The following is a 19,326-nucleotide window of genomic DNA, read 5'->3' as shown; positions in this document are numbered from 1 at the left end:
TATGACCAAAGTGACCGTTGCCGCCCTGCAACTCGCCTTCACTGACGACATCGACGAAAATATCGCGCGCGTGGAGACGCATGTGCGCAAGGCTGCGGCGCGCGGCGCGAAGATCATATTGCCGCCAGAGCTGTTCGAAGGTCTGTATTTCTGCCGCGTCGAGGATGAGGCGCTATTCGCTACCGCGCAGCCCGTGGAGAGCCATCATGCGGTGCTGGCGATGCAGCGGCTGGCGAAGGAACTGGAAATCTATATCCCGACGAGCTTCTTCGAGCGGGATGGGCATCATCACTACAATAGCCTCGCGATGATAGACGATCAGGGCGAGATCATGGGCGTGTATCGCAAGAGCCATATTCCCGACGGCCCGGGCTATGAAGAGAAATATTATTTCCGGCCCGGCAATAGCGGCTTCAAGGTGTGGAAGACGAAGTACGGCACCATCGGCGTCGGCATCTGCTGGGATCAATGGTATCCCGAAAGTGCACGGGTGATGGCGTTGATGGGGGCGGAAATGCTGTTCTACCCGACGGCCATCGGATCGGAACCTTATGACGCTGACCTCGACACCAGCCGGATGTGGCGGCGGGCGATGCTGGGCCATGCGGTGAGCAATTGCATGCCGGTGATTGCCGCGAACCGGATAGGCGAGGAAGAAGGCCAGCGCTTCTACGGGCATAGCTTCATCACCGACGAATGGGGTGATTACCTCGCAGAAGTCGGCGATCAGGAGCACGGTGCCCTGGTGGCGACGCTCGACCTGGATGCGGCACGGACGCACAGGGCGGGCATGGGCTTCTTCCGCGACCGGCGGCCGGAATTATACGGGCGGATCGCGCAGGATATCTGAGCGGCGCCATGCAAAGACGTTGATCCGTCACCTGATTGCGCTATTCCCGCCGCATGACAGATCGATCTCCCCTCGCCCCTGCCTCTTTCCCCGAACTGCCGGTCATCGGCGGCGTGACGTTGCGCGTGGCACGGGCGCGATACAAGACGTGGGACCGGTGCGATTTGACCTATGTCGAATTGGCGCCCGGCACGGCGGTCGCAGGCGTGACGACGCAGAGCCTGTGCCCGTCCCCGGAGGTCGAGTGGTGTCGCGACGCCATTCCGCTGGGCCACGCGCGGGCGCTTGTGGTGAATGCAGGCAACAGCAACGCGTTCACCGGGCATCGCGGGCGGACGGCGGTCGAGGCCATTGCGGCGCGTGTGGCCAATCATCTGGGCTGCGTGCCGAGCGACGTGTTCATTTCTTCCACAGGCGTGATCGGCGTGCCTCTGCCGGTGGACAAGGCGGAGGCCGGCCTCGACGCGGCATTCGTGGCGGAGCCCTGTGGCTGGGAAGAAGCCGCCGCGACGATCATGACGACCGACACCTTCGCCAAGGCAGCGGTGACGCGCGCTGTGATCGGGGACCGGACGGTGAACCTGGTGGGGATCGTCAAGGGATCGGGCATGATTGCGCCGGATATGGCGACGATGCTGGGCTACGTATTCACTGACGCTGCGGTGGACCCCGTGTTCCTGCAATCGTTGCTGAGCGCGGCGAACCGGACGAGTTTCTCCTGCATCACAGTGGATAGCGACACTTCGACTTCCGACACCGTTCTGGCCTTCGCGACAGGCGTGGCGGGCAATATGCCATTAACGAGCTTCGACGATGCAGGCGCGGACGCATTCGCCTCGGCATTGGCCGATCTGTGCCGACAACTGGCGCATCTGGTCGTGCGCGACGGCGAAGGCGCTTCCAAGTTTATCGCCGTACATGTCAGCGGCGCGAGCAGCGACGCCAGCGCCCACCGCATCGCGCTTTCCATCGCCAACTCGCCACTTGTGAAGACTGCAATTGCCGGGGAAGACGCCAATTGGGGCCGTATCGTCATGGCCGTGGGCAAGGCAGGCGAACCGGCCGAGCGCGACAAGCTGTCGATCCGCTTCGGTGGCGTACAGGTGGCGCGCGAGGGTCTTGCTGTCGATGACTATGATGAAGCGCCAGTCGCCGCGCACCTGAAGGGTTCCGAAATCGACATCGACGTTGATCTGGGATTGGGCGAAGGCCGCGCAACGGTTTGGACCTGCGACCTGACCCATGGCTATATCGCCATCAACGCAGATTACCGGAGCTAAGCCCATGCACGCACTCTATCGTTCCGTCGCGACGCTGATGGAAACCGTGGCGGCCGAGGTCGTGCTGCCGCGATACCAGAACCTGGCCGTGCACGAGATCGAGGAGAAGGCGGCGGACGATTATGTGACCATCGCCGACAAGGAAAGCGAGCTGCGGCTGCATGAGGGGCTGCTGAAAATTCTTCCCGAAGCGGACGTGATCGGTGAGGAAGCGACCGCCGCCGATCCGGCAGTGCTGGACCGCGCAGGCGGTGGGCTGAACTGGATCATCGACCCGATCGACGGCACCGGCAATTTCGCAGCGGGGCGCGCGCCTTTCGGCATTATGGTTGGATTGGTGAACGATGGCATTATTCAGGCGGGATGGATACTCGACCCACTGACCGGACGGATGTGCCACGCGGCGCTCGGCGGCGGCGCGTTCATCGATGACGAGCGCGTCACGGCGCGGGAGAGTGGTTCGGACAAGCCCGTCGCAGCACTCGCCGTTTATTTCATGACCGATGAACAGCGCGCCGAGATCGCCGAGCGGGCTGAGGGCAAGTTCACGCTGGTCGACATCCCCCGTTGCGCAGCGGAGCAATATCCCCGGCTGGTGCTGGGCCAGAATGACGTGTCGCTGTTCGAACGATCGCTGCCATGGGATCATGTGGCGGGGGCGCTGCTGTTGAACGAGTCGGGCGCGAAGCTCGCGCGCCGGGACGGGACCCCTTATGTTGTGGGGGATAAAAAGCGCGGCTTATTGGGTGCTGCTTCGCCGCGGATGTGGGATTTGGCGCAGAGCATCCTATGCTGACAATTTGGGGCCGGCTGAACTCGCACAACGTCAAAAAAGTTGCTTGGCTGGCGGAGGAAATCGGGCTGGAATATGTGCGTCACGATGTGGGCGGCACCTTCGGCATGCCGGAAGCATATCTGGCCATGAACCCGAACGCACTTATTCCGACAATTGAAGATGACGGTGTAACTCTTTGGAGTCAAACGCTATCCTGCGCTACTTGGCAGCGCGCCACGCGCCGGAGCGGTTCTGGACGGCGGGCCCGGCCGAGCGTGCAATTGGCGACAAATGGATGGATTGGCAGTTCGCCTTTGCCGACGCGCAACGTGATGCCTTCATTAACCTCATCCGCCGCTCGCCCGAGCAGCGGGATGAGGCGCAGATTGCCCGCTCGCTGGAGGCGTGCGCGAGCCTCATGAAAACACTGGACGCGGCACTGGATCAAACGGGATGGCTGTCGGGCAAGGCTCTTGGCCTCGGCGACATACCGTTGGGCGTCTACGCCCACACATGGTTCACGCTGGACTGGGCTCGTCCCGAACTGCCGAACGTGCGCGCGTGGTACGAACGGTTGATGAAACGTCCCGCCTATGTCCGAACAGTGATGATACCACTGACATAGGCAGGCCGCTTCGTTAGGTGGATTAAAGCTCGCCTTCGATCCAGCTCTTAAGCTGGCTCTTGGGTGCAGCGCCGACCTTAGTGGCGGCGATCTGGCCACCCTTGAACAGGATCATCGTCGGGATGCCGCGCACACCATATTGCGTGGGCGCATCGGGATTTTCGTCGATGTTGATCTTCACGATGTCCAGCTTGTCGGCGAGTTCCTCGGAAATCTCCTCCAGGGCCGGGCCGATCATCTTGCACGGGCCGCACCACTCCGCCCAGAAGTCGACCAGAACGGGTCGGCCGCTGTCGATTACGTCAGATTTGAAGCTGGCGTCGGATACTGCCTTGGTGGCCATGCGGAATTCTCCTGTGGTAAGTTGATGCGTATCTAGGGTGTCTGTCCGTCAGCCTCAACGGGCAAGAGGTCCAATTTGTATTGCTGGGGCGGAAAGCCGGGCTTGTAGGGTGCGAGCAGCGCGTCCGGCAGCAGGATGAGCACAGGAGCGGCAGTGTAGAGCAGCCCCGCCTCGATGCGGCGGCCGGGGAAGATGGCTGCCAGCGCTGCGACATAGGCGGCCATCTGCCGCAGATGCGGGACCGGAACCTCATCGGCGCTGGCCGGAACCGCGCTGCCGGTCTTGAAATCGACCACCTGCACCAGCGCGTCGCCGATGCAAAGTCGGTCTACCGTGCCGCTGATAACAGTCTCTCCGACCACGGCGGCGATCGGCGCTTCGGCAAGGGCGTCCGGGGTAAAGAGACCCACAAATTGCGATCCCTCAATCACGGCGAGCGCATGGTCGATGATAGCGCTGCGTTCCGAAGGCGCTTCCACGCGCGCAATGCTTTCAAGCCAGCGGTCGGCGGCGGCGCGGCGGTCGAGCGACGGCACGGCGGGAAGCCGCTCGAACAAAGCGTGAAGCCATTTCCCGCGCTCTGCCGCCTTGCGCTGCGTGGCGGTAGGTGGCGGATTGGGCGTATCGTCCTCGACCGGCGCGGAAGGGGCAAGCGGGCGCGGCGGGCGCGCTTCGATAGGGGCGGGTTTACGGAGCCATACGGGTTCGGCGGTTGCGGCGAATGCCTTGGCTTCGCGCTTATCGGGCTTGGCGGGGGCAAGTTGCTCCTTGCCGCGCCAGACGCGGCGCGCGTTCCAGAGCGGGTCGGCTTCCCATTCGCTGCCAAGTGACGCCATGCCGCGCTCCACAGCAGCGTGCCAGCTTGCCTCCGGCACCACGCCCTTGGCGCGTGCGGAGAGCGATCCGGCGATGACTAGCTTCTCCTCCGCCCGCGTGATCGCGACGTAGAGGAGACGCCAGTGTTCCTGCCGGTCCGAAGCGGCAGTGGCTTCGAAGGCCTCTGCTATAGGGCCGAAACGCTCCGTCTTGCGCGGAGAGACGAGCGGGAGATTGCCTGCGTCCATCGTCCACTCGAGGCTGTCGGTGCGGTTGCCTGCGTCGGGATCATGCGCAGCATCGGCCAGAATGACCACCGGCGCCTGCAACCCCTTGGCGCCATGCACGGTGAGGAGGCGGACGGCATCGCCCTGCGCCGCGGCGTCGCGGACGATCTCCACATCGCCACGGTCGAACCAGTCCACGAACCGTTGCAACGAAGGGCGGCTATCCATCTCGAACGCCAGCGCGGCGTTCAACAGTTCCTCGATCGGATCGCGGGCCTCTACGCCAAGCCTGCGGATTAGCGCATGACGTCCCTGCATCGGGCCGGAGAGTATCTGTTCAAGATAGCGATATGGCGTGGTGAAGTCGGCTTGCGCGAGAAGATCCCGCAGATGTGTGAGGCGCGCCTCGTCCACGGTGGCGCGCAGATGCGCCCACAGGCCTAGCTTGCGGGAGTGGGCGCGCTCCAGCAATTCGTCCTGCGTCCACCCGATCAGCGGCGAAACCAGGAGATTGGCGAGGTTGAGATCGTCCTCCGGCTGCACGGCGAAGCGCAATGCGGCGAGCAAATCGCGCACTGCGAGCGGCGCGTTAAGGCGCAGGCGGTCGATCCCCGCGACCGGAACCCCCGCTTCGTAGAGGCGCGCAACGATGAGGCGCGCAAGATCGCCGCGCTTGCGGACAAGGATCATGACGTCGCCCGCCGTGATCGCCCTGCCCTTGCTCTCCAACATGGTTCCGCTGGCGATCCACGTTCGGATCTGCTCGGCGATCCGCTCGGCCAGTGTGCGGTCCTGATCGGAGAGCCAATCCTCCTCGCCTTCGGGGTCGGCGTCCTCGTCGTCCGGCAATCCTGCGGCGACGGGTTTGAGGAGGATGACTTCGCCGGGGTAGCGATTGGCGCTGATGTGGTGGACGCTATCGGAGGCGAAACCCAGCGCGCCGGGATCGAGTGCCGCAATCGTGGCGTCTACGACATCGAGTACGGCAGGCGTAGAACGGAAGCTGCGGTCCAAAGAAAGGTCGTGGAATATATGCTGTGCTGCTTCTGCAAAGTCGGCGAAGCGGCGGCGGGCATATTCGAAAGCGAGCGGGCTGGTGCCCTGGAAACCGAAAATCGCCTGCTTGAAATCGCCGACGGTGAAGATGGTGCGGATGCGGTCGCCCTTCGCGCCTTCTCCTGCGAAAAACTCTTCGGTGAGTGCCGCAACTATCTCCCATTGCTGGGAATTCGTGTCCTGCGCCTCATCGACAAGAATATGGTCGGTCTGCTGATCGAGCTTGTAGCGGACCCAGTCGCCCATGCCGGGTTCGCTGAGCAGCGATTGCGCCCGGGCGATCAGGTCGTCGAAATCTACCGCGCCGGCCTGCCGCTTGGCTTGCGCATAGGCGTTGGCGTAGGCGCGGCCCGCGTGAAGCGCTTTCGCGAGCAGTTCGGCATAGGCGGCGCGGTCGCGCAAGTCGATCAGCGCATAGCAATGGTCTGACAGCCGTGCACAAAGGTCTGCATAATCCGGCTCAGCGTCCAGCAATTTGGGCTTGTGCTTCTTGGCTTCGCGCTTGGCGGTGCAGAATATGCTGACGATATCGGCAAGCGTTTTCGCCCGATCGGCGGCAGTAGCCGCGCGCCAGACGGCGATCTTGTCCGCATCGGCAAGCCCCGTCGCAGTGGCCCACGCTGCGTTGGCGGCGGCGATGCGGGACAACGCCCGGACATCGAACACATCATCGCCGCATCCTGCAGCAATAGCGTCCTCCACGTCTCCGGGCGGTAAGTCGAGTTGCGTGAACAACCAATCGCGCACGTTCGACGGCAAAGCAGCCATGACGTCGAACCGGCGCGCGCACCGCATCAGGAATGCCTCGGCAGCGCCTTCGCCGAGGCGGAGGCTCAGCGCCTGCATCGCGTCGATCAGCATGGTGTCGCCAGTGGCTTCCGCCTCCAGAACCATGTCGGCCAATGCCTGTCGCGCAAGTTGCGCCTGCTCGCGCGCTTCCAATGGCCGGAAACCGGGGATCAGACCCGCCTCAACCGGGAAGGCGGAAAGCAATTGCTGGCAAAAAGCATGGATCGTCTGAATGCGCAGGCCGCCGCCGGTAGCTTCCAGTACCTCGGCGAACAGGCGGCGGGCATTATCCTGCGCCTCTGGGCCGAAGTCTTCTCCCAAAGCACGAAGATCGGCGGCGAGGGCGGGACCATCCATCTGCACCCATGCGGCAAGGCGGTTGTGGATACGCTCGGCCATTTCCGCCGCGCCGGCCTTGGTGAAGGTGAGGCACAGGATATTCTCAGGGCGGACCCCACTTAGTAATAGGCGATAGACTCGAGCCGTAAGCACATGAGTCTTGCCGGTTCCTGCCGATGCCGACAGCCAGACGTGGGCGTCCGGTCCGGCGGCCAGCGCCTGCTCGCCGTGGAGCGGCTGGAGGGCGGAGGCGGGCCTAGACATGCTTCTCGCGTCCATACCATTCTTCGAGCCGCATCAACTGGTCGTAATCGGCGTAGGTCGGGATTTCGGGATGCAGTTTGGCGACATAGGGCTCCATTCCGGTGAGCCAGCGCGCAGCGGCTTCGCTGAAGTTCTGAAGGGCTTCAGAAGTGAAATCGGCAGTGACGATCTTGCCGCGCTTGCCGACGGGATCGGCGGGGCTTTCACGGTAGCCGAAGCTGTCGCCCTTTTTGCCGAGCGACCAATATTCGAACTCGCCTGCAATCCCTGTGGCGTTCTGGTCCGCAAAACCGCCATGTTCCAGGATCAGCCCAAGTAGTCCAAGTTGCATGGCAAACCCGGCCTGTACCTGCTTGGCGCGCGGAGGCTTGCCGGTCTTGTAATCGACTATGGCCCATTTGCCGTCAGGAAGGCGATCAATCCGATCCGCCGCGCCGTAGAGTGTCACTCCTGCGAGCGTTGCCTCCCCCCTGCCCTCCACAATAGCAATGTGGCGATCATTCTTTTCGTCTTCAACGACTTGTGATGCAATCCAATGAATCGCTGCGAGGAGGCGGGGTTGCCAAAGCGCACGCATCAGCGGGTGGGAGTCGGCTCGGGCGAGCATGTCGCGGGCGCGCTGTTCGAGGCGGGCCGGATCGCGATTATCCTGCTCTGCCCAATGCTGGAGGATGCGGTGAACTTCCGTACCCCGCCACGCAGCGCTGGGGTCGGCATCGACGGCGTCGAGAACCGACAGCCCGAGGATCTTGCGCGCGTAGAAAGCATAAGGGTCGGCTTTCAGGCGGTCGACATCGGTGACGGCGATTTTGCGCGGGCGGATGGCGAGTGGAGGGCATGGCGCGGGTCGAGGCGCGGGATGCTGCTCCGCGGCGTGGTCCAGCGCGCGACCCAAGGTGACGTAGCGACTGGCCTCCTTCCACTGCGGTCCGGCCATGGCTTTAAGCCGTAACCAGAAGCGCGAAGCCACCGCCGGGGCGCTCGCATCCCTGCGCGCGCGCGTGATGAGAACACGCGGCGCGCCAAGGCCACTGGCAAAGTCATGCGCCGATATGCCAATGCGGCCTTCGAGGCCAGGCAACCCAAGTTCCTGCCGGATGCGCGGCGCGAGCCATGGATCTGGCGCGGGGATCGCGGGCCATGTGCCTTCGTTGAGCCCCGCCAGGATCATCAAGTCCGATTGCTGGAGTTGCGCTTCGATCAGCCCGAGGATGGCGATGCGCGGATGGCCGCCCTGTGGCGGGCGCACGGCGACTTGGCCGAGCATCCGGTCGAGCAATGCGGGAATGGATTGCGGCGTGGCATCTTGCGGCCCGAGCGGCGCAGCGGCTTCCATATCGGCAAACAATTCGGCGGCGGCATGGCCGTGATGCCCTGCCCACACAGCGTCGGCGCTAAGTGCACTGGCCGTAGTTCTGAGCGCCGCCAGAAGCGACGCGAGGTCGCTGTGGGCCGTGAATGCTGCTTCAAGAGGCATCAGCAACGCGCGGGCCTGTGGCCACCATGACGCCACTTCGGAACGGAGCACACGCTGGCGGTCATCCTCCCGAGGCACAATCAGAGCGTCAATCCCGGCAAGCCCCGCAGGCGGACGCGGGCCGCGCAGGAGCAGGTCGAAACGGCGGACATTCTCCAGCCATTCTAAGCGCCTGTCGCCGCGCATTACCAGCGGGTGTTTGAGCAGGTTCAGCATCGCAACCGGAGCAAAATGCTCCGCGGCTGCTTCGGCCAGTCCGACCAGCAACGTGCCGGGCGCGAGGCGGGAGAGCGGCTGTCCAGCGGAATCGTCGGCTTCAATCCCCCAGCGGCGCAGATGTGCGGCGACACGCGTGGCCAGCGCGCGATCAGGCGTCACCAGCGCGGCGGTGCGCTCCGGCGTTTCCAGAACTTCGCGCAGCGCGATCCCGATAGCCTGCGCTTCCTCGGCGGGCGTGGCGACTTCCAGCGCCTCTACGCCCGCAAGGGACCGCTCGACAGTGTCCAGATCGCGCCATTTGGACGTAAGATGCGGCACCAGCATGGCGTGCGAGATGTTGCGGCTGCGGATCGCGCGGGCGTCATGACCACCACCCCAGCGCCAGAGTGCGACTTCCTCCCGCGCAACGCTCATCAGGTCGAGCAGGCGCTTCAAGCCATATTGCGGATGGGTTTCGTGCGGGCGACGGCTGCGGCCGGTGACCGGGTCTGGCGGGAATGGGCCGATGGCGTCCCACTCATCGGCACTCATATTCTGGTCGAGGTCGGCAAGCACCACCTGCCCGCGCGCCATCCGCGCCACTTGCCCAAGGAGAGCCGCAATCGCGGGCGCCGTGGTGTTGATACCGGCCGCGATGACAAATCCCGGTGGCGGGCTTTCTGCCCAACGGTGTGTGACATGCGCGAGTAGGCGATTACGGCGATCCGCCATATCGATCATGCCGCGCTCCGCCAGCATTTTTGGCAAGGTGTTCAGCAGAATTTCAAAGAGTTGCAGCGACTTCTGCCAATGAGTCGACAACTCCCCGGCGATATCGAGTTCTGCGATCTTGCGGGGATCGATTTGGGCAATAAGCATCTGGTCGAGCGTGCTGGCCAGCGCTTGGGCAAGGCGGATGGCTTCGGCGGCATCGACGGGCTGGCCTGTGCGGGCGCGGGCGTGCTGGACCAGCCGCGCCAGCAGCATCTGCCGCTCCATCGGCGGGATCGCGGGGGGGATGATCTCCACGCCGATGGGATCGAGCGCGCCGCTTAGGGTTTCATCCAGCTCAGGGTCGCCGATATGGACGAGGCGCGGCAATAGCAGGCCACCTTCCGAGCGCCGAACGAACGCCTCCGTGATGGAGCGAGCCGCCCGGTTGTTGGGGACGAGGATCGTACCTCGCGCCAGCGCCATTGGATCGCTGCCGTGCTGCGCGAGTATGCCCGCCGCCAGCGCATCGGAAAACGCGCGGTGCGCCGGAATGGTGTAAACGGCGGGCCTGGTCCGCTCACCCATTGGCGATGACGGATTCGACCACCGGAATGGCCTGTGGCGTGCCAACGTCGAACCAGAGGCCCTGATGGGACACGCCGTAGAGGCGGCCTGCTTCGATGGCGCGGTTCCAGAACACGTTGGTAGAAAACACGTCTTCCGGCGGATCGACGAGCAGGCGGGGCGAGAGGATCTGAACGCCGGTGAAGACGAATGGCGCGATATAGCCCGGTTTACGGCGGGTGAGGCGTCCGGTCGTGTCCATGTGGAAATCGCCGGGGCCGCTGTGGCAGTTCGCGCGGGCGTGGGGGATCATCAGGAGCAAGGCGTCCATGCGCGCGTCGTCCCAATGATCGGCGAGCAGCGCGATGCTGTTGCGCGGGCCATCGATCCAAAGGTTATCGCTGTTGGCGCAAACGAATGGCGCATCGCCGAGCAGAGCCTTGGCATGCATCAGGCCGCCGCCAGTCTCCAGCAACTTCGCGCGCTCGTCGGAGATCAGGATTTCCATGCCGCCCTTGCGAGTCTTCAAGTGCGCCTCGACTGTGCTGGCGAGGTAGTGGACGTTGACCACGGCCTTTTCGATGCCGCCCGCTTCGAGGCGGTCCAGCGCGTGATCCATCAGTGCCTTGCCCGCAACCTTTACCAGCGGCTTGGGGCGGGTGGCGGTGAGCGGGCGCATGCGCTTGCCGAGGCCCGCCGCCATCAGCATGGCCGTGCGAATAAGCACCGTCATTGGCCGCCGAGCGCCCGATGACGCTTGTCGGCGGGGATGTTCGCGGCGAACCAGTCTGCGACTGGCGCGAGCGCCGGATGGGTTAGGTCGCGTTCGAGCAGCGTCCACATCCGGGGCAGGAAGTCCAGATAGCGGGGCTTGCCGTCGCGCTTCCACAGGCGCGTGAAGATGCCGATGATCTTCGCATTTCGCTGCGCGCCGAGAATGGCATAGGCGGCATCAAAGTCGCCTTGCGGATTGGCAATGGCTTTATAGTGGGCGATCATCGCAGCCTCGACTTCTGGGGCCACTTCGCGACGCGCATCCTGAAGCAGGGACACGAGATCATAGGCGGGGTGGCCGATCAGGGCGTCCTGAAAGTCGAGAAGTCCAAGGCCGCGTGACTGCTCGTGACCGGGGATCAGCATGATATTCTCGGCATGATAATCGCGCAGCACCGTCACCTTTGGGGAATCGTCTTGCTCGACGATGGTTAGAACGGCGTCCCATGCGGCGGTGTAGCCCGGTTCGTCCACGCTCAAGCCGACGGCGGGGCAATACCATTCCGGGAGAAGCGCCGCTTCGCGCTGATATACCGCACGGTCATAGGGCGGAACGTCGGCGGCGGGCCGGGTGTGGAGGTCTGCCAGCAGCGACACGGCCCGTTCGTAGACAGCGCGCTCCTCATGAGGTGATGCGTCGAGATATTCGCGAACCCGGATGTCGCCGAAATCCTCCAGCAGGACGAGGCCGTTATCCAGATCGCGCGCGATTATGCCAGGGGCGGCAAACCCCTGCGCGATCAGGTGATCGGCGATAGCGAGGAAAGGGCGCGGGTCTTCGTGCGGAGGCGGCGCATCCATAAGAACGGCCTGCCGCGCCGTGTCATGGATACGGAAATAGCGGCGGAAAGATGCGTCGCCTGCAAGCGGAAGGATCTGCGCGTTGCCCCAGCCCGCCTGGGCGAGGAAAGCGGGGGCGGCGTCGGGCGGAGTCATTTGGGAGGCCATCGGTCTCTCCAAGCGTCCGGCACCTGCGCTGTCAAGCTCCGGGTGCCGTCCGCCTCGACTTCGATCGACAGGATCAGGCTGTGATCCCACAAGCGGATGCCCAGGCGCTCCGGCCATTCGATGATCAGGACGCTATCGGTGAGATAATCCTCCAGCCCCAGTTCCCGAACATCGGCATCATCATCAAGGCGGTAGAGATCGACATGCGCGACCGGCAGCGTAACGAGCGGCGGTTCATAGGGCTGGACCAGTGCGAAGCTGGGGCTTGGTGCATCTTCCTCCAGGCCGAGGGCGGAAAGCAGGCCCCGGGCGAGAGTCGTCTTGCCCGCGCCAAGGCCGCCTTCGAGCGCTATGACGTCACCCGCGCGGGCAAGAAACGCAAGTTTACCACCCAGCGCGCGCATATCTGCGTCGTCCACGACGCGCAGGTCAAGCATTCAGCGCGCTTTCGCGGGGCAAGTCGATAGTGACCAAGGTGCCCTGCCCCGGCTCCGATACCAGCGTGAGGGTGCCGCCATGGGCGTCGATCAACTGACGGGCGAGCGGCAGTCCGAGGCCGAGCGCTTCGCCACGCTTGGCCTGATCGGCGCGGCTGAAGCGATCGAAGGCACGGGATTGCGCTTCGGTGTCCATGCCCGCCCCGCTGTCCGAAACGATCAGGCGTGCGGTGCGCATCTGCCCGTCCCCATAGAGCAACACGCGGCTTCCTGCGGGGCAGTAGCGCACGGCGTTGTCGAGCAGGCGGTCGAGCGCCTGACCCAGGCGGCGGGCATCGCCGGTTATGCGGCCGAGAGAAGGCTTTAAGTCGATGACGAAATCGAGCCCCTTGCTCTTTGCCGCATCGGCAATGCGCTTCGCACTTTCGCGCGCCACTGCGGCGAGTTCGACGGATCGCATTTCGAGGGGCAGCGCGCCCGCCTCCCCTTGCGTCAGGTCGAGGACGTTGTCGATCAGCACCGCGAGCCTGCCGGTGCTCTGCATGATGGCATCGACATATTCGCTAGCGGCGGGGGGCAAGTCTCCGGCGAAACCGGCCTGCATCATCTCCGCGAAGCCAGAGATCGACGTGAGGGGCGTGCGCAGCTCGTAGCTCATATTGGAAAGGAAGGCGGTTTTAAGCTTGTCTGTCTCGACCAGCGCTTCGTTCCGGTCGCGCAGCACTTGTTCCATGCGGCGGCTGTCGGTGACGTCGAGCATCGTGAACAGCGCGTTGCCGTCGGGCAGCGGAATAGCCGCAAAGTCGAAGACGCGACCATCGGCGAAGGCGACCCGCCCGCCGCGCTGCTTGCGCTCCACGGTGGCCGCTCGGACGAGTTCGCGGACGAGGCTCGCCTGATGCGGTTTGGCGAGGGATTTTGCGACTTTCTGCATCAGTTCGTCGATGCGCGGATGCGATCCCAGCAGCTTTTCGTCGACGCCCCATATCTGGCGGAAACGGCTATTCCAGAGATGCAGGCGGCCATCGGAGGCGAAGACGCCGATCGCCTCGAACAAATTGTCGAACGTGGCGGTGCGGACGCGCAGCAGAGTGTCGCGGGCGCTGGATAGTTGCACTTGCTCCGTTCGATCCTCGAAGATCAGAAGCAGGCCGCCGTCAGGAAGGGGCTGGGCGAAAACCCGCAAATGCGTGCCGTCCGCGAGGAGCCAGTTCTCTTCCTGCGCGTCGGCGGACAGGAACCATTCGCGGCGCTCCGCACGCCAGGCAGGGAAATCGCGATGTTCGGGGATGCGGCCCGCTTCGCGCATACGGTCGAGCACGCGCTCGAATTCCGGCTTGTCGGCGAGATGCTCAGGTTTCAACGCGAACAGGCTGCTGAACGGCTGGTTCCAGAATTGCAGCGAGCGATCCGCACCAAACTGCGCGACGCCTGCCGAGAGACGGTCGAGCAGGTCATGCTGTGCGTTTTCGAACCGACGATGTTCGGCGCGGGCTTGCTCCAGCTCGTGCATGTCGATGGCGAACCCGGCAATGCCTGCCTCGCCGAGCGGCACATCGACGACGCGCATCACGCGGCGTGCCCCGTCGATGGTCGCAGGAACGAGGCGGGCAAGCGGTTGGGCGGCTTCAGCGGCCTGCGCGGCGGCGGCCATCGGGCTTTTCCCATCGAGCGCTTCGACCAGTTCTATGCCCTCGCTGATGACCTGTTGCGCCGACTCCGCATCGACGGCAGCGACATAGGCACTGTTGACGAGCGCGAGGTGCAAGTCGGGCGTGCGATGCCACATTGGCAGGGGCGCAGCTTCGATGAGGCCAGAGAGCGACTCCAGTGCGGCGCGCAGTTGCTCTCGCTCCGCTTGAAGTGCGTGGATTTCCGCCTGCGCATCTGTGGCGTCGAATATCCACAGGATGACGGTGCCCTGCGCACCCATGCTGGGGCTGGCGGGCGCGCCGCGGATCAGCAGCGCGCGGGCCGAACCGACGGCACGTACAGGGCGGGAGAAGCTTTTGCCCGCGCGTTGTGCCGACGCAATGTCGATGGCGAGGGCTGCGCCATCCTCCGGGCGCAGGCCACCCTCGGGTGCGGTGAGTTCCGAAACGAAGGCGGGAACACGGTCCCGGCCCAGCCAGTTCGCCAGGCGCTCGGGCGTTTCGATGCGACCGTCGGTGCGGATCATCATCGGTAGCGCAGGCGCGGACTGGAGCAGGCTGCCGAGGCGATCGGCCTGCTCGCGGGCATGCGTACCCTCGCGGCGCATCCGAACGCCAGTGTGGACCGCCCACACGGCCCCGGCCAGCCAGAGCGCCAGGACCACGCCGATCAGCGCCATGGCGGTCGGGGAAAGCGACAGCATCTGCGCTACTTCTCCCCTGCCCTGGCCTTGCCGATGCTGTTCATGATCCTCGCCTATCGCAAAGCGTCGGCAAGGTGAAGCGGTTGCGTTTGCCAAGGATCATTTATGGTGAACAAGACGCGAAAAAGGGGCGCCGGTTGGAGGGCGCCCCTTTCGGAACTGCTTCGCCCCGCCCCGTCGCTTCTAACCGGACGGGCGGGCATGGTCGTCAGTAGCGGTAATGATCCGGCTTGAACGGGCCTTCCGCCGACACGCCGATATAGTCCGCCTGCGCCTTGGTCAGCTTGGTGAGCTTGACGCCCAGCTTATCAAGATGCAGCGCCGCGACCTTCTCGTCGAGATGCTTGGGCAGCACATAGACTTCGTTCTTATATGCCGCACGGTTGGTCCACAATTCGATCTGCGCCAGCACCTGATTGGTGAAGCTGGTCGACATGACGAAGCTCGGGTGGCCCGTCGCGTTGCCCAAGTTAACCAGACGGCCCTTGGACAGCACGATCAGCTTCTTGCCATCTGGGAACTCGACCTCGTCGACCTGCGGCTTGATCTCGTTCCACTTCATGTTCGACAATGCGTTGATCTGGATCTCGCTGTCGAAATGGCCAATGTTGCAGACGATCGCCATGTTCTTCATTTCGCGCATGTGATCGAGCGTGATGACGTCGGCATTGCCGGTGGCGGTGCAGAAGATGTCCGCGCGCTTCACCGCGTCTTCCATCGTGACGACCTCGAAGCCTTCCATCGCGGCCTGAAGCGCGCAGATGGGATCGACTTCGGTGACGAGAACGCGTGCGCCGCCGTTGCGGAGCGACTGGGCGGAACCCTTGCCGACATCGCCGAAGCCAGCGACGCAAGCAACCTTGCCTGCCAGCATGACGTCAGTGCCGCGACGGATCGCGTCGACCAGCGATTCCTTGCAGCCGTAGAGGTTGTCGAACTTGCTCTTGGTCACGCTGTCGTTGACGTTGATCGCGGGGAAAGGAAGCTTGCCCTTCTTGGCCAGCTCGTAAAGGCGGTGAACGCCAGTGGTGGTTTCTTCCGAAACGCCCTGGATCGCCTGCACCGTCTTGGTCAGGAAGCCGGGCTTCTCGGCAAGAACGCGGCGCAGCGTCTTGACGAAGATTTCCTCTTCCTCGTTCGACGGCGTGAACAGTTCTTCACCAGCCTCGACGCGCGCGCCCCAGAGCGCGAACATCGTGGCGTCGCCGCCGTCGTCCAGGATCAGGTTGCAGGTCTCGCCATTGCCCCAATCGAAGATGCGCTCGACATAATCCCAATATTCTTCAAGGGTTTCGCCCTTGATCGCGAACACCGGCACACCCGAAGCGGCGATGGCGGCGGCGGCATGATCCTGCGTCGAATAGATGTTGCAGGTGGCCCAGCGGACCTGTGCGCCCAGCGCTGTCAGCGTCTCGATCAGCACGGCAGTCTGGATCGTCATATGCAGCGAACCGGTGATGCGCGCGCCCTTGAGCGGCTGCGACTTGCCAAACTCGGCGCGCAGAGCCATCAGGCCCGGCATCTCGGTTTCGGCAATGTCCATTTCCTTGCGACCGAAGGCTGCAAGCGAAATGTCCTTGATGACGTAGTCGGCCGTATCGACGGCAGGGGCTGTGGCCACGGGTAAGTCTCCTGTGATGGGCGCGGCGACGACTGCTTGGGCGGCAGGCATGGCGACGAATGTGGCTCCCTACCAACCGGAAGCCTCCGAATCAAGGCAATATAAAGATTTCTTTATATCGGTTGCGGATCATGCCTGCCCGGCTGCGTTCGTCAGCAGCGCGCTATCGATCCCACTGGCTGCAAAGGTCCGCGACCAGCGGCTGCGTGTCGGCGTTTCGAACAATATGCTGGTATCGGCGGGAGCGAGAAACCAGCTAGACCCGGTCATTTCGTCCTCAAGCTGCCCGGCTCCCCATCCAGCATAGCCCAGAGCGACCAGATAGCGGCTGGGTCCGCGCCCTTCCGCAATGGCTTTCAGGATGTCCAGCGAACCCGACAGGCCCCACAGGTTGTCGATCTGCACCATGTCCCGCCCGCCCCAGTCGAGGGAATGGAGAACGAAGCCGCGCTGCGGTTCCACAGGCCCGCCGCGGAGGACCGGCGTATCGGGCACGCTGCCGCCATCAAGATCGAAGGTCGAGAGCAATTCCCGCAGACCAAGACCGCCGATTTCCGAACCTATGTCGATGCCCATTGCCCCGTCCTCGTCATGCACGCACAGCGCGATGACCGACTGGTGGAACTCGGTCTCACCAAGGCTCGGCATGGCGAGCAGCAGATTGCCGACATAAAAGGGTGGCAGGTCCATGATTTGATTATAGGAGCGCTTTCCCGCGCCGCAATGGCTGAGCGACATTGGCGTTTACATAAAGCGTTTCCATGGCGCGCGTGCTTCGACTATCGCCGCGTTATTCGCGTTTCCAATAGCAGGAGAGTTCCCATGACCATCGCAAAAGGCGAGAAGCTGCCCGAAACAACGTTCGTCACAATGACCGAGAATGGACCGGAGCCAGTAAACAGCGGGAGCTATTTCGCGGGCAAGAAGGTCGCGCTTTTCTCGGTACCCGGCGCGTTCACGCCAACCTGCTCCGCCAAGCATCTGCCGGGCTTCATCGAGAAGGCAGCCGACCTGAAGGCCAAGGGGATCGATGAGATCGCCTGCACGGCAGTCAACGATCCATTCGTCATGGGTGCTTGGGCGAAGTCGGCGGGCGCAGAAAAGACCGTGACGATGTTGGCTGACGGCAATGGTGATTTCGTAAAGGCGCTGGACCTGGAGATGGACGGCAGCAAGTTCGGCCTCGGCACGCGCGGGCAGCGCTTTTCGATGATCGTCAATGATGGCGTAGTCGAAGCACTGAACGTCGAAGCGCCGGGCGACTTCAAGGTGTCCACTGCCGAATATATGCTCGGTCAACTTTAAGGAATACTGCCCCCTGCTTCGCCGCAGGGGGCTGACTGACCCATAGCTGTTTCGTTTGTCATGCTTCCGCGTTAACACAGGGCGATGACAAGAATCATCGGCTCGCAGGGCATCGGCTCCACCATCGTCGCCCAATTGGACGACATCTATCAGCAATCCATACAGTCACTGCGTCAGGCGATGCACGACTACGCCCGCGATGGCAGCACGCCCGGCCCGCAGGCGAAGGTCGATCGGCGCTTCTGCTATCCGCAGTTGCGCGTGCATTACCGGGGTGAGAGCGATGCGCCGCCGCCAGGTCGCTCCTTTGCGCGACTTTCCCATCCAGGGGATTATGCCACGACAGTCACCCGTCCGGCGATGTTCGCGGACTACTTGGCCGAACAGATCGATCTGCTGGTTGCCGACTATGGCGTTGAAGTCGAAGTCGGGCTGAGCACGCAGGAAATCCCGTTTCCCTATGTGCTGGACGGTCTGGACATGAGTGCGCTGGACGGCGTCCCGCCTACCGAACTGGCGCGGCACTTTCCGGCCACGGAGCTTGCGGAAATCGGGGACGAGATCGCCGATGGCCTGTTCCTACCCGGATTAGGCGGAGAACGGCCGTTGGCGTTGTTCGACGGACTACGCACCGACTTCTCGCTCGCCCGGCTGAAGCATTATACCGGAACCCCGCCCGAGCATGTGCAGCGGTACATATTGTTCACCAACTACCACCGCTATGTCGATGAATTCGTTGCATGGGCCTGTGCGGAACTGAAACGTCCCGATAGCCGCTACAAAGCGCTGTCCGGCGCGGGCGGCGTCTATGTCACGTCAGAGACTGCCGATCCCGCACGAATGATCGCAGACAGCGCATGGCGGCGTCACCAGATGCCAGCCTACCACCTGATCGCGGAAGATCGCAGCGGCATATCGTTGGTGAATATCGGCGTCGGGCCTTCCAATGCCAAGACGATCTGCGATCATCTGGCGGTCGTCCGGCCGGAAGCGTGGTTGATGATCGGGCATTGCGGGGGCCTTCGTCCCAGCCAGCGGATCGGCGACTATGTTCTGGCGCACGCCTACTTGCGCGACGATCACGTGCTGGACGATGTGCTTCCGCCGGAAATCCCGGTGCCCGCCATTGCCGAAGTGCAGGTTGCAATGGCCCAAGCGGCAGAGCAGGTGCTCGGCGGCGGCGATGGCGATAGCGATAGCGAGGATTTCAAGCGGCGGCTGCGCACCGGTACTATCGTCACCACCGATGATCGCAATTGGGAACTGCGCTACTCCAAATCCGCACTGCGCTTCAGCCTGTCGCGGGCCGTCGGCATTGACATGGAAAGCGCCACAATCGCGGCGCAGGGCTACCGTTTCCGCGTGCCCTATGGGACGTTGCTATGCGTTTCCGACAAGCCGATTCATGGCGAATTGAAGCTGCCCGGCCAAGCTAACCGCTTCTACGAAGAGGCAATCGCGGGGCACCTGCGCGTGGGCCTTGAAACCTGCGAATTACTACGGCAGCAGGGGGCCAAACTGCACAGCCGCAAGTTGCGCGCCTTCAACGAACCGCCGTTCCGCTAGGG

General features: G+C 63.5%; 14 protein-coding genes and 1 pseudogene. 6 read left to right on the top strand and 9 right to left on the bottom strand.

The window, feature by feature from the left end:
• The first annotated feature begins 1 nt into the window (after position 1).
• From aguB to C1T17_RS10715, 4 genes and pseudogenes are all read left to right on the top strand, one after another.
• Positions 2-850: an N-carbamoylputrescine amidase gene (gene aguB / locus C1T17_RS10730; protein ID WP_104953442.1), complete on the top strand. Its 849-nt coding sequence runs from the start codon at positions 2-4 to the stop codon at positions 848-850.
• A 53-nt stretch (positions 851-903) separates the two neighbouring features.
• Positions 904-2,130, top strand: a complete 1,227-nt coding sequence (gene argJ / locus C1T17_RS10725) for a bifunctional glutamate N-acetyltransferase/amino-acid acetyltransferase ArgJ (RefSeq protein WP_104955152.1) — start codon at positions 904-906, stop codon at positions 2,128-2,130.
• Between the two features lie 4 nt (positions 2,131-2,134).
• Positions 2,135-2,926 (top strand): inositol monophosphatase family protein, encoded by a 792-nt coding sequence (locus C1T17_RS10720; RefSeq protein WP_104953441.1) that lies wholly within the window; start codon positions 2,135-2,137, stop codon positions 2,924-2,926.
• Positions 2,920-3,530, top strand: a pseudogene (locus C1T17_RS10715) (glutathione S-transferase family protein). Before C1T17_RS10720 ends, C1T17_RS10715 begins: the two are co-directional and overlap by 7 nt.
• A 22-nt stretch (positions 3,531-3,552) precedes the next feature.
• On the opposite strand, the gene trxA reads toward C1T17_RS10715, so the two are convergent.
• The 9 genes from trxA to C1T17_RS10670 all read right to left on the bottom strand — a co-directional run bounded on the left by trxA (position 3,553) and on the right by C1T17_RS10670 (position 17,143).
• Positions 3,553-3,873, bottom strand: a complete 321-nt coding sequence (trxA, locus tag C1T17_RS10710) for a thioredoxin (RefSeq protein ID WP_104953440.1) — start codon at positions 3,871-3,873, stop codon at positions 3,553-3,555.
• Positions 3,874-3,905: 32 nt separating this feature from the next.
• A complete protein-coding gene (gene addA / locus C1T17_RS10705) occupies positions 3,906-7,364 on the bottom strand; it encodes a double-strand break repair helicase AddA (RefSeq protein ID WP_411269189.1) in 3,459 nt (1,152 codons plus the stop codon).
• Positions 7,357-10,338: a double-strand break repair protein AddB gene (gene addB / locus C1T17_RS10700; RefSeq protein WP_104953438.1), complete on the bottom strand. Its 2,982-nt coding sequence runs from the start codon at positions 10,336-10,338 to the stop codon at positions 7,357-7,359. Before addB ends, addA begins: the two co-directional genes overlap by 8 nt.
• Positions 10,331-11,050, bottom strand: a complete 720-nt coding sequence (locus tag C1T17_RS10695; protein ID WP_104953437.1) for a nucleotidyltransferase family protein — start codon at positions 11,048-11,050, stop codon at positions 10,331-10,333. Before C1T17_RS10695 ends, addB begins: the two co-directional genes overlap by 8 nt.
• Positions 11,047-12,027 (bottom strand): aminoglycoside phosphotransferase family protein, encoded by a 981-nt coding sequence (locus C1T17_RS10690; protein ID WP_104953436.1) that lies wholly within the window; start codon positions 12,025-12,027, stop codon positions 11,047-11,049. The genes C1T17_RS10695 and C1T17_RS10690 overlap by 4 nt, the downstream gene beginning before the upstream one ends.
• On the bottom strand, positions 12,024-12,476 hold the full coding sequence (gene tsaE / locus C1T17_RS10685; RefSeq protein ID WP_104953435.1) for a tRNA (adenosine(37)-N6)-threonylcarbamoyltransferase complex ATPase subunit type 1 TsaE: 453 nt from the start codon (positions 12,474-12,476) through the stop codon (positions 12,024-12,026). Before tsaE ends, C1T17_RS10690 begins: the two co-directional genes overlap by 4 nt.
• A complete protein-coding gene (locus C1T17_RS10680) occupies positions 12,469-14,832 on the bottom strand; it encodes a sensor histidine kinase (protein ID WP_189338309.1) in 2,364 nt (787 codons plus the stop codon). The genes tsaE and C1T17_RS10680 overlap by 8 nt, the downstream gene beginning before the upstream one ends.
• A 208-nt stretch (positions 14,833-15,040) precedes the next feature.
• Positions 15,041-16,453, bottom strand: a complete 1,413-nt coding sequence (gene ahcY, locus C1T17_RS10675) for an adenosylhomocysteinase (protein ID WP_104955150.1) — start codon at positions 16,451-16,453, stop codon at positions 15,041-15,043.
• 129 nt (positions 16,454-16,582) lie between these two features.
• A complete protein-coding gene (locus C1T17_RS10670) occupies positions 16,583-17,143 on the bottom strand; it encodes a YqgE/AlgH family protein (protein ID WP_104955149.1) in 561 nt (186 codons plus the stop codon).
• Positions 17,144-17,275: 132 nt separating this feature from the next.
• Here C1T17_RS10670 and C1T17_RS10665 point away from each other — a divergent pair, with 132 nt between their 5' ends.
• Positions 17,276-17,758 carry a peroxiredoxin gene (locus C1T17_RS10665; RefSeq protein ID WP_104953434.1) on the top strand — a complete coding sequence of 161 codons (483 nt, stop codon included), beginning with the start codon at positions 17,276-17,278 and terminating at the stop codon, positions 17,756-17,758.
• Positions 17,759-17,842: 84 nt separating this feature from the next.
• Positions 17,843-19,324, top strand: a complete 1,482-nt coding sequence (locus C1T17_RS10660; protein WP_104953433.1) for an AMP nucleosidase — start codon at positions 17,843-17,845, stop codon at positions 19,322-19,324.
• Positions 19,325-19,326: the final 2 nt, after the last annotated feature.

It is taken from the genome of Sphingobium sp. SCG-1, assembly GCF_002953135.1.
Classification (GTDB): domain Bacteria; phylum Pseudomonadota; class Alphaproteobacteria; order Sphingomonadales; family Sphingomonadaceae; genus Sphingobium.
The sequence above is the reverse complement of the archived record's forward strand: the minus strand, read 5'-3'. Positions and strand labels throughout refer to the sequence as shown.

What these genes read in the sequence shown, in the direction of transcription:
- aguB (WP_104953442.1), top strand. Translation starts at nt 2, where the DNA reads ATGACCAAAGTGACCGTTGCCGCCCTGCAACTCGCCTTCACTGACGAC.
- argJ (WP_104955152.1), top strand. Translation starts at nt 904, where the DNA reads ATGACAGATCGATCTCCCCTCGCCCCTGCCTCTTTCCCCGAACTGCCG.
- C1T17_RS10720 (WP_104953441.1), top strand. Translation starts at nt 2,135, where the DNA reads ATGCACGCACTCTATCGTTCCGTCGCGACGCTGATGGAAACCGTGGCG.
- trxA (WP_104953440.1), bottom strand. Translation starts at nt 3,873, where the DNA reads ATGGCCACCAAGGCAGTATCCGACGCCAGCTTCAAATCTGACGTAATC.
- addA (WP_411269189.1), bottom strand. Translation starts at nt 7,364, where the DNA reads ATGTCTAGGCCCGCCTCCGCCCTCCAGCCGCTCCACGGCGAGCAGGCG.
- addB (WP_104953438.1), bottom strand. Translation starts at nt 10,338, where the DNA reads ATGGGTGAGCGGACCAGGCCCGCCGTTTACACCATTCCGGCGCACCGC.
- C1T17_RS10695 (WP_104953437.1), bottom strand. Translation starts at nt 11,050, where the DNA reads ATGACGGTGCTTATTCGCACGGCCATGCTGATGGCGGCGGGCCTCGGC.
- C1T17_RS10690 (WP_104953436.1), bottom strand. Translation starts at nt 12,027, where the DNA reads ATGACTCCGCCCGACGCCGCCCCCGCTTTCCTCGCCCAGGCGGGCTGG.
- tsaE (WP_104953435.1), bottom strand. Translation starts at nt 12,476, where the DNA reads ATGCTTGACCTGCGCGTCGTGGACGACGCAGATATGCGCGCGCTGGGT.
- C1T17_RS10680 (WP_189338309.1), bottom strand. Translation starts at nt 14,832, where the DNA reads ATGCTGTCGCTTTCCCCGACCGCCATGGCGCTGATCGGCGTGGTCCTG.
- C1T17_RS10670 (WP_104955149.1), bottom strand. Translation starts at nt 17,143, where the DNA reads ATGGACCTGCCACCCTTTTATGTCGGCAATCTGCTGCTCGCCATGCCG.
- C1T17_RS10665 (WP_104953434.1), top strand. Translation starts at nt 17,276, where the DNA reads ATGACCATCGCAAAAGGCGAGAAGCTGCCCGAAACAACGTTCGTCACA.
- C1T17_RS10660 (WP_104953433.1), top strand. Translation starts at nt 17,843, where the DNA reads ATGACAAGAATCATCGGCTCGCAGGGCATCGGCTCCACCATCGTCGCC.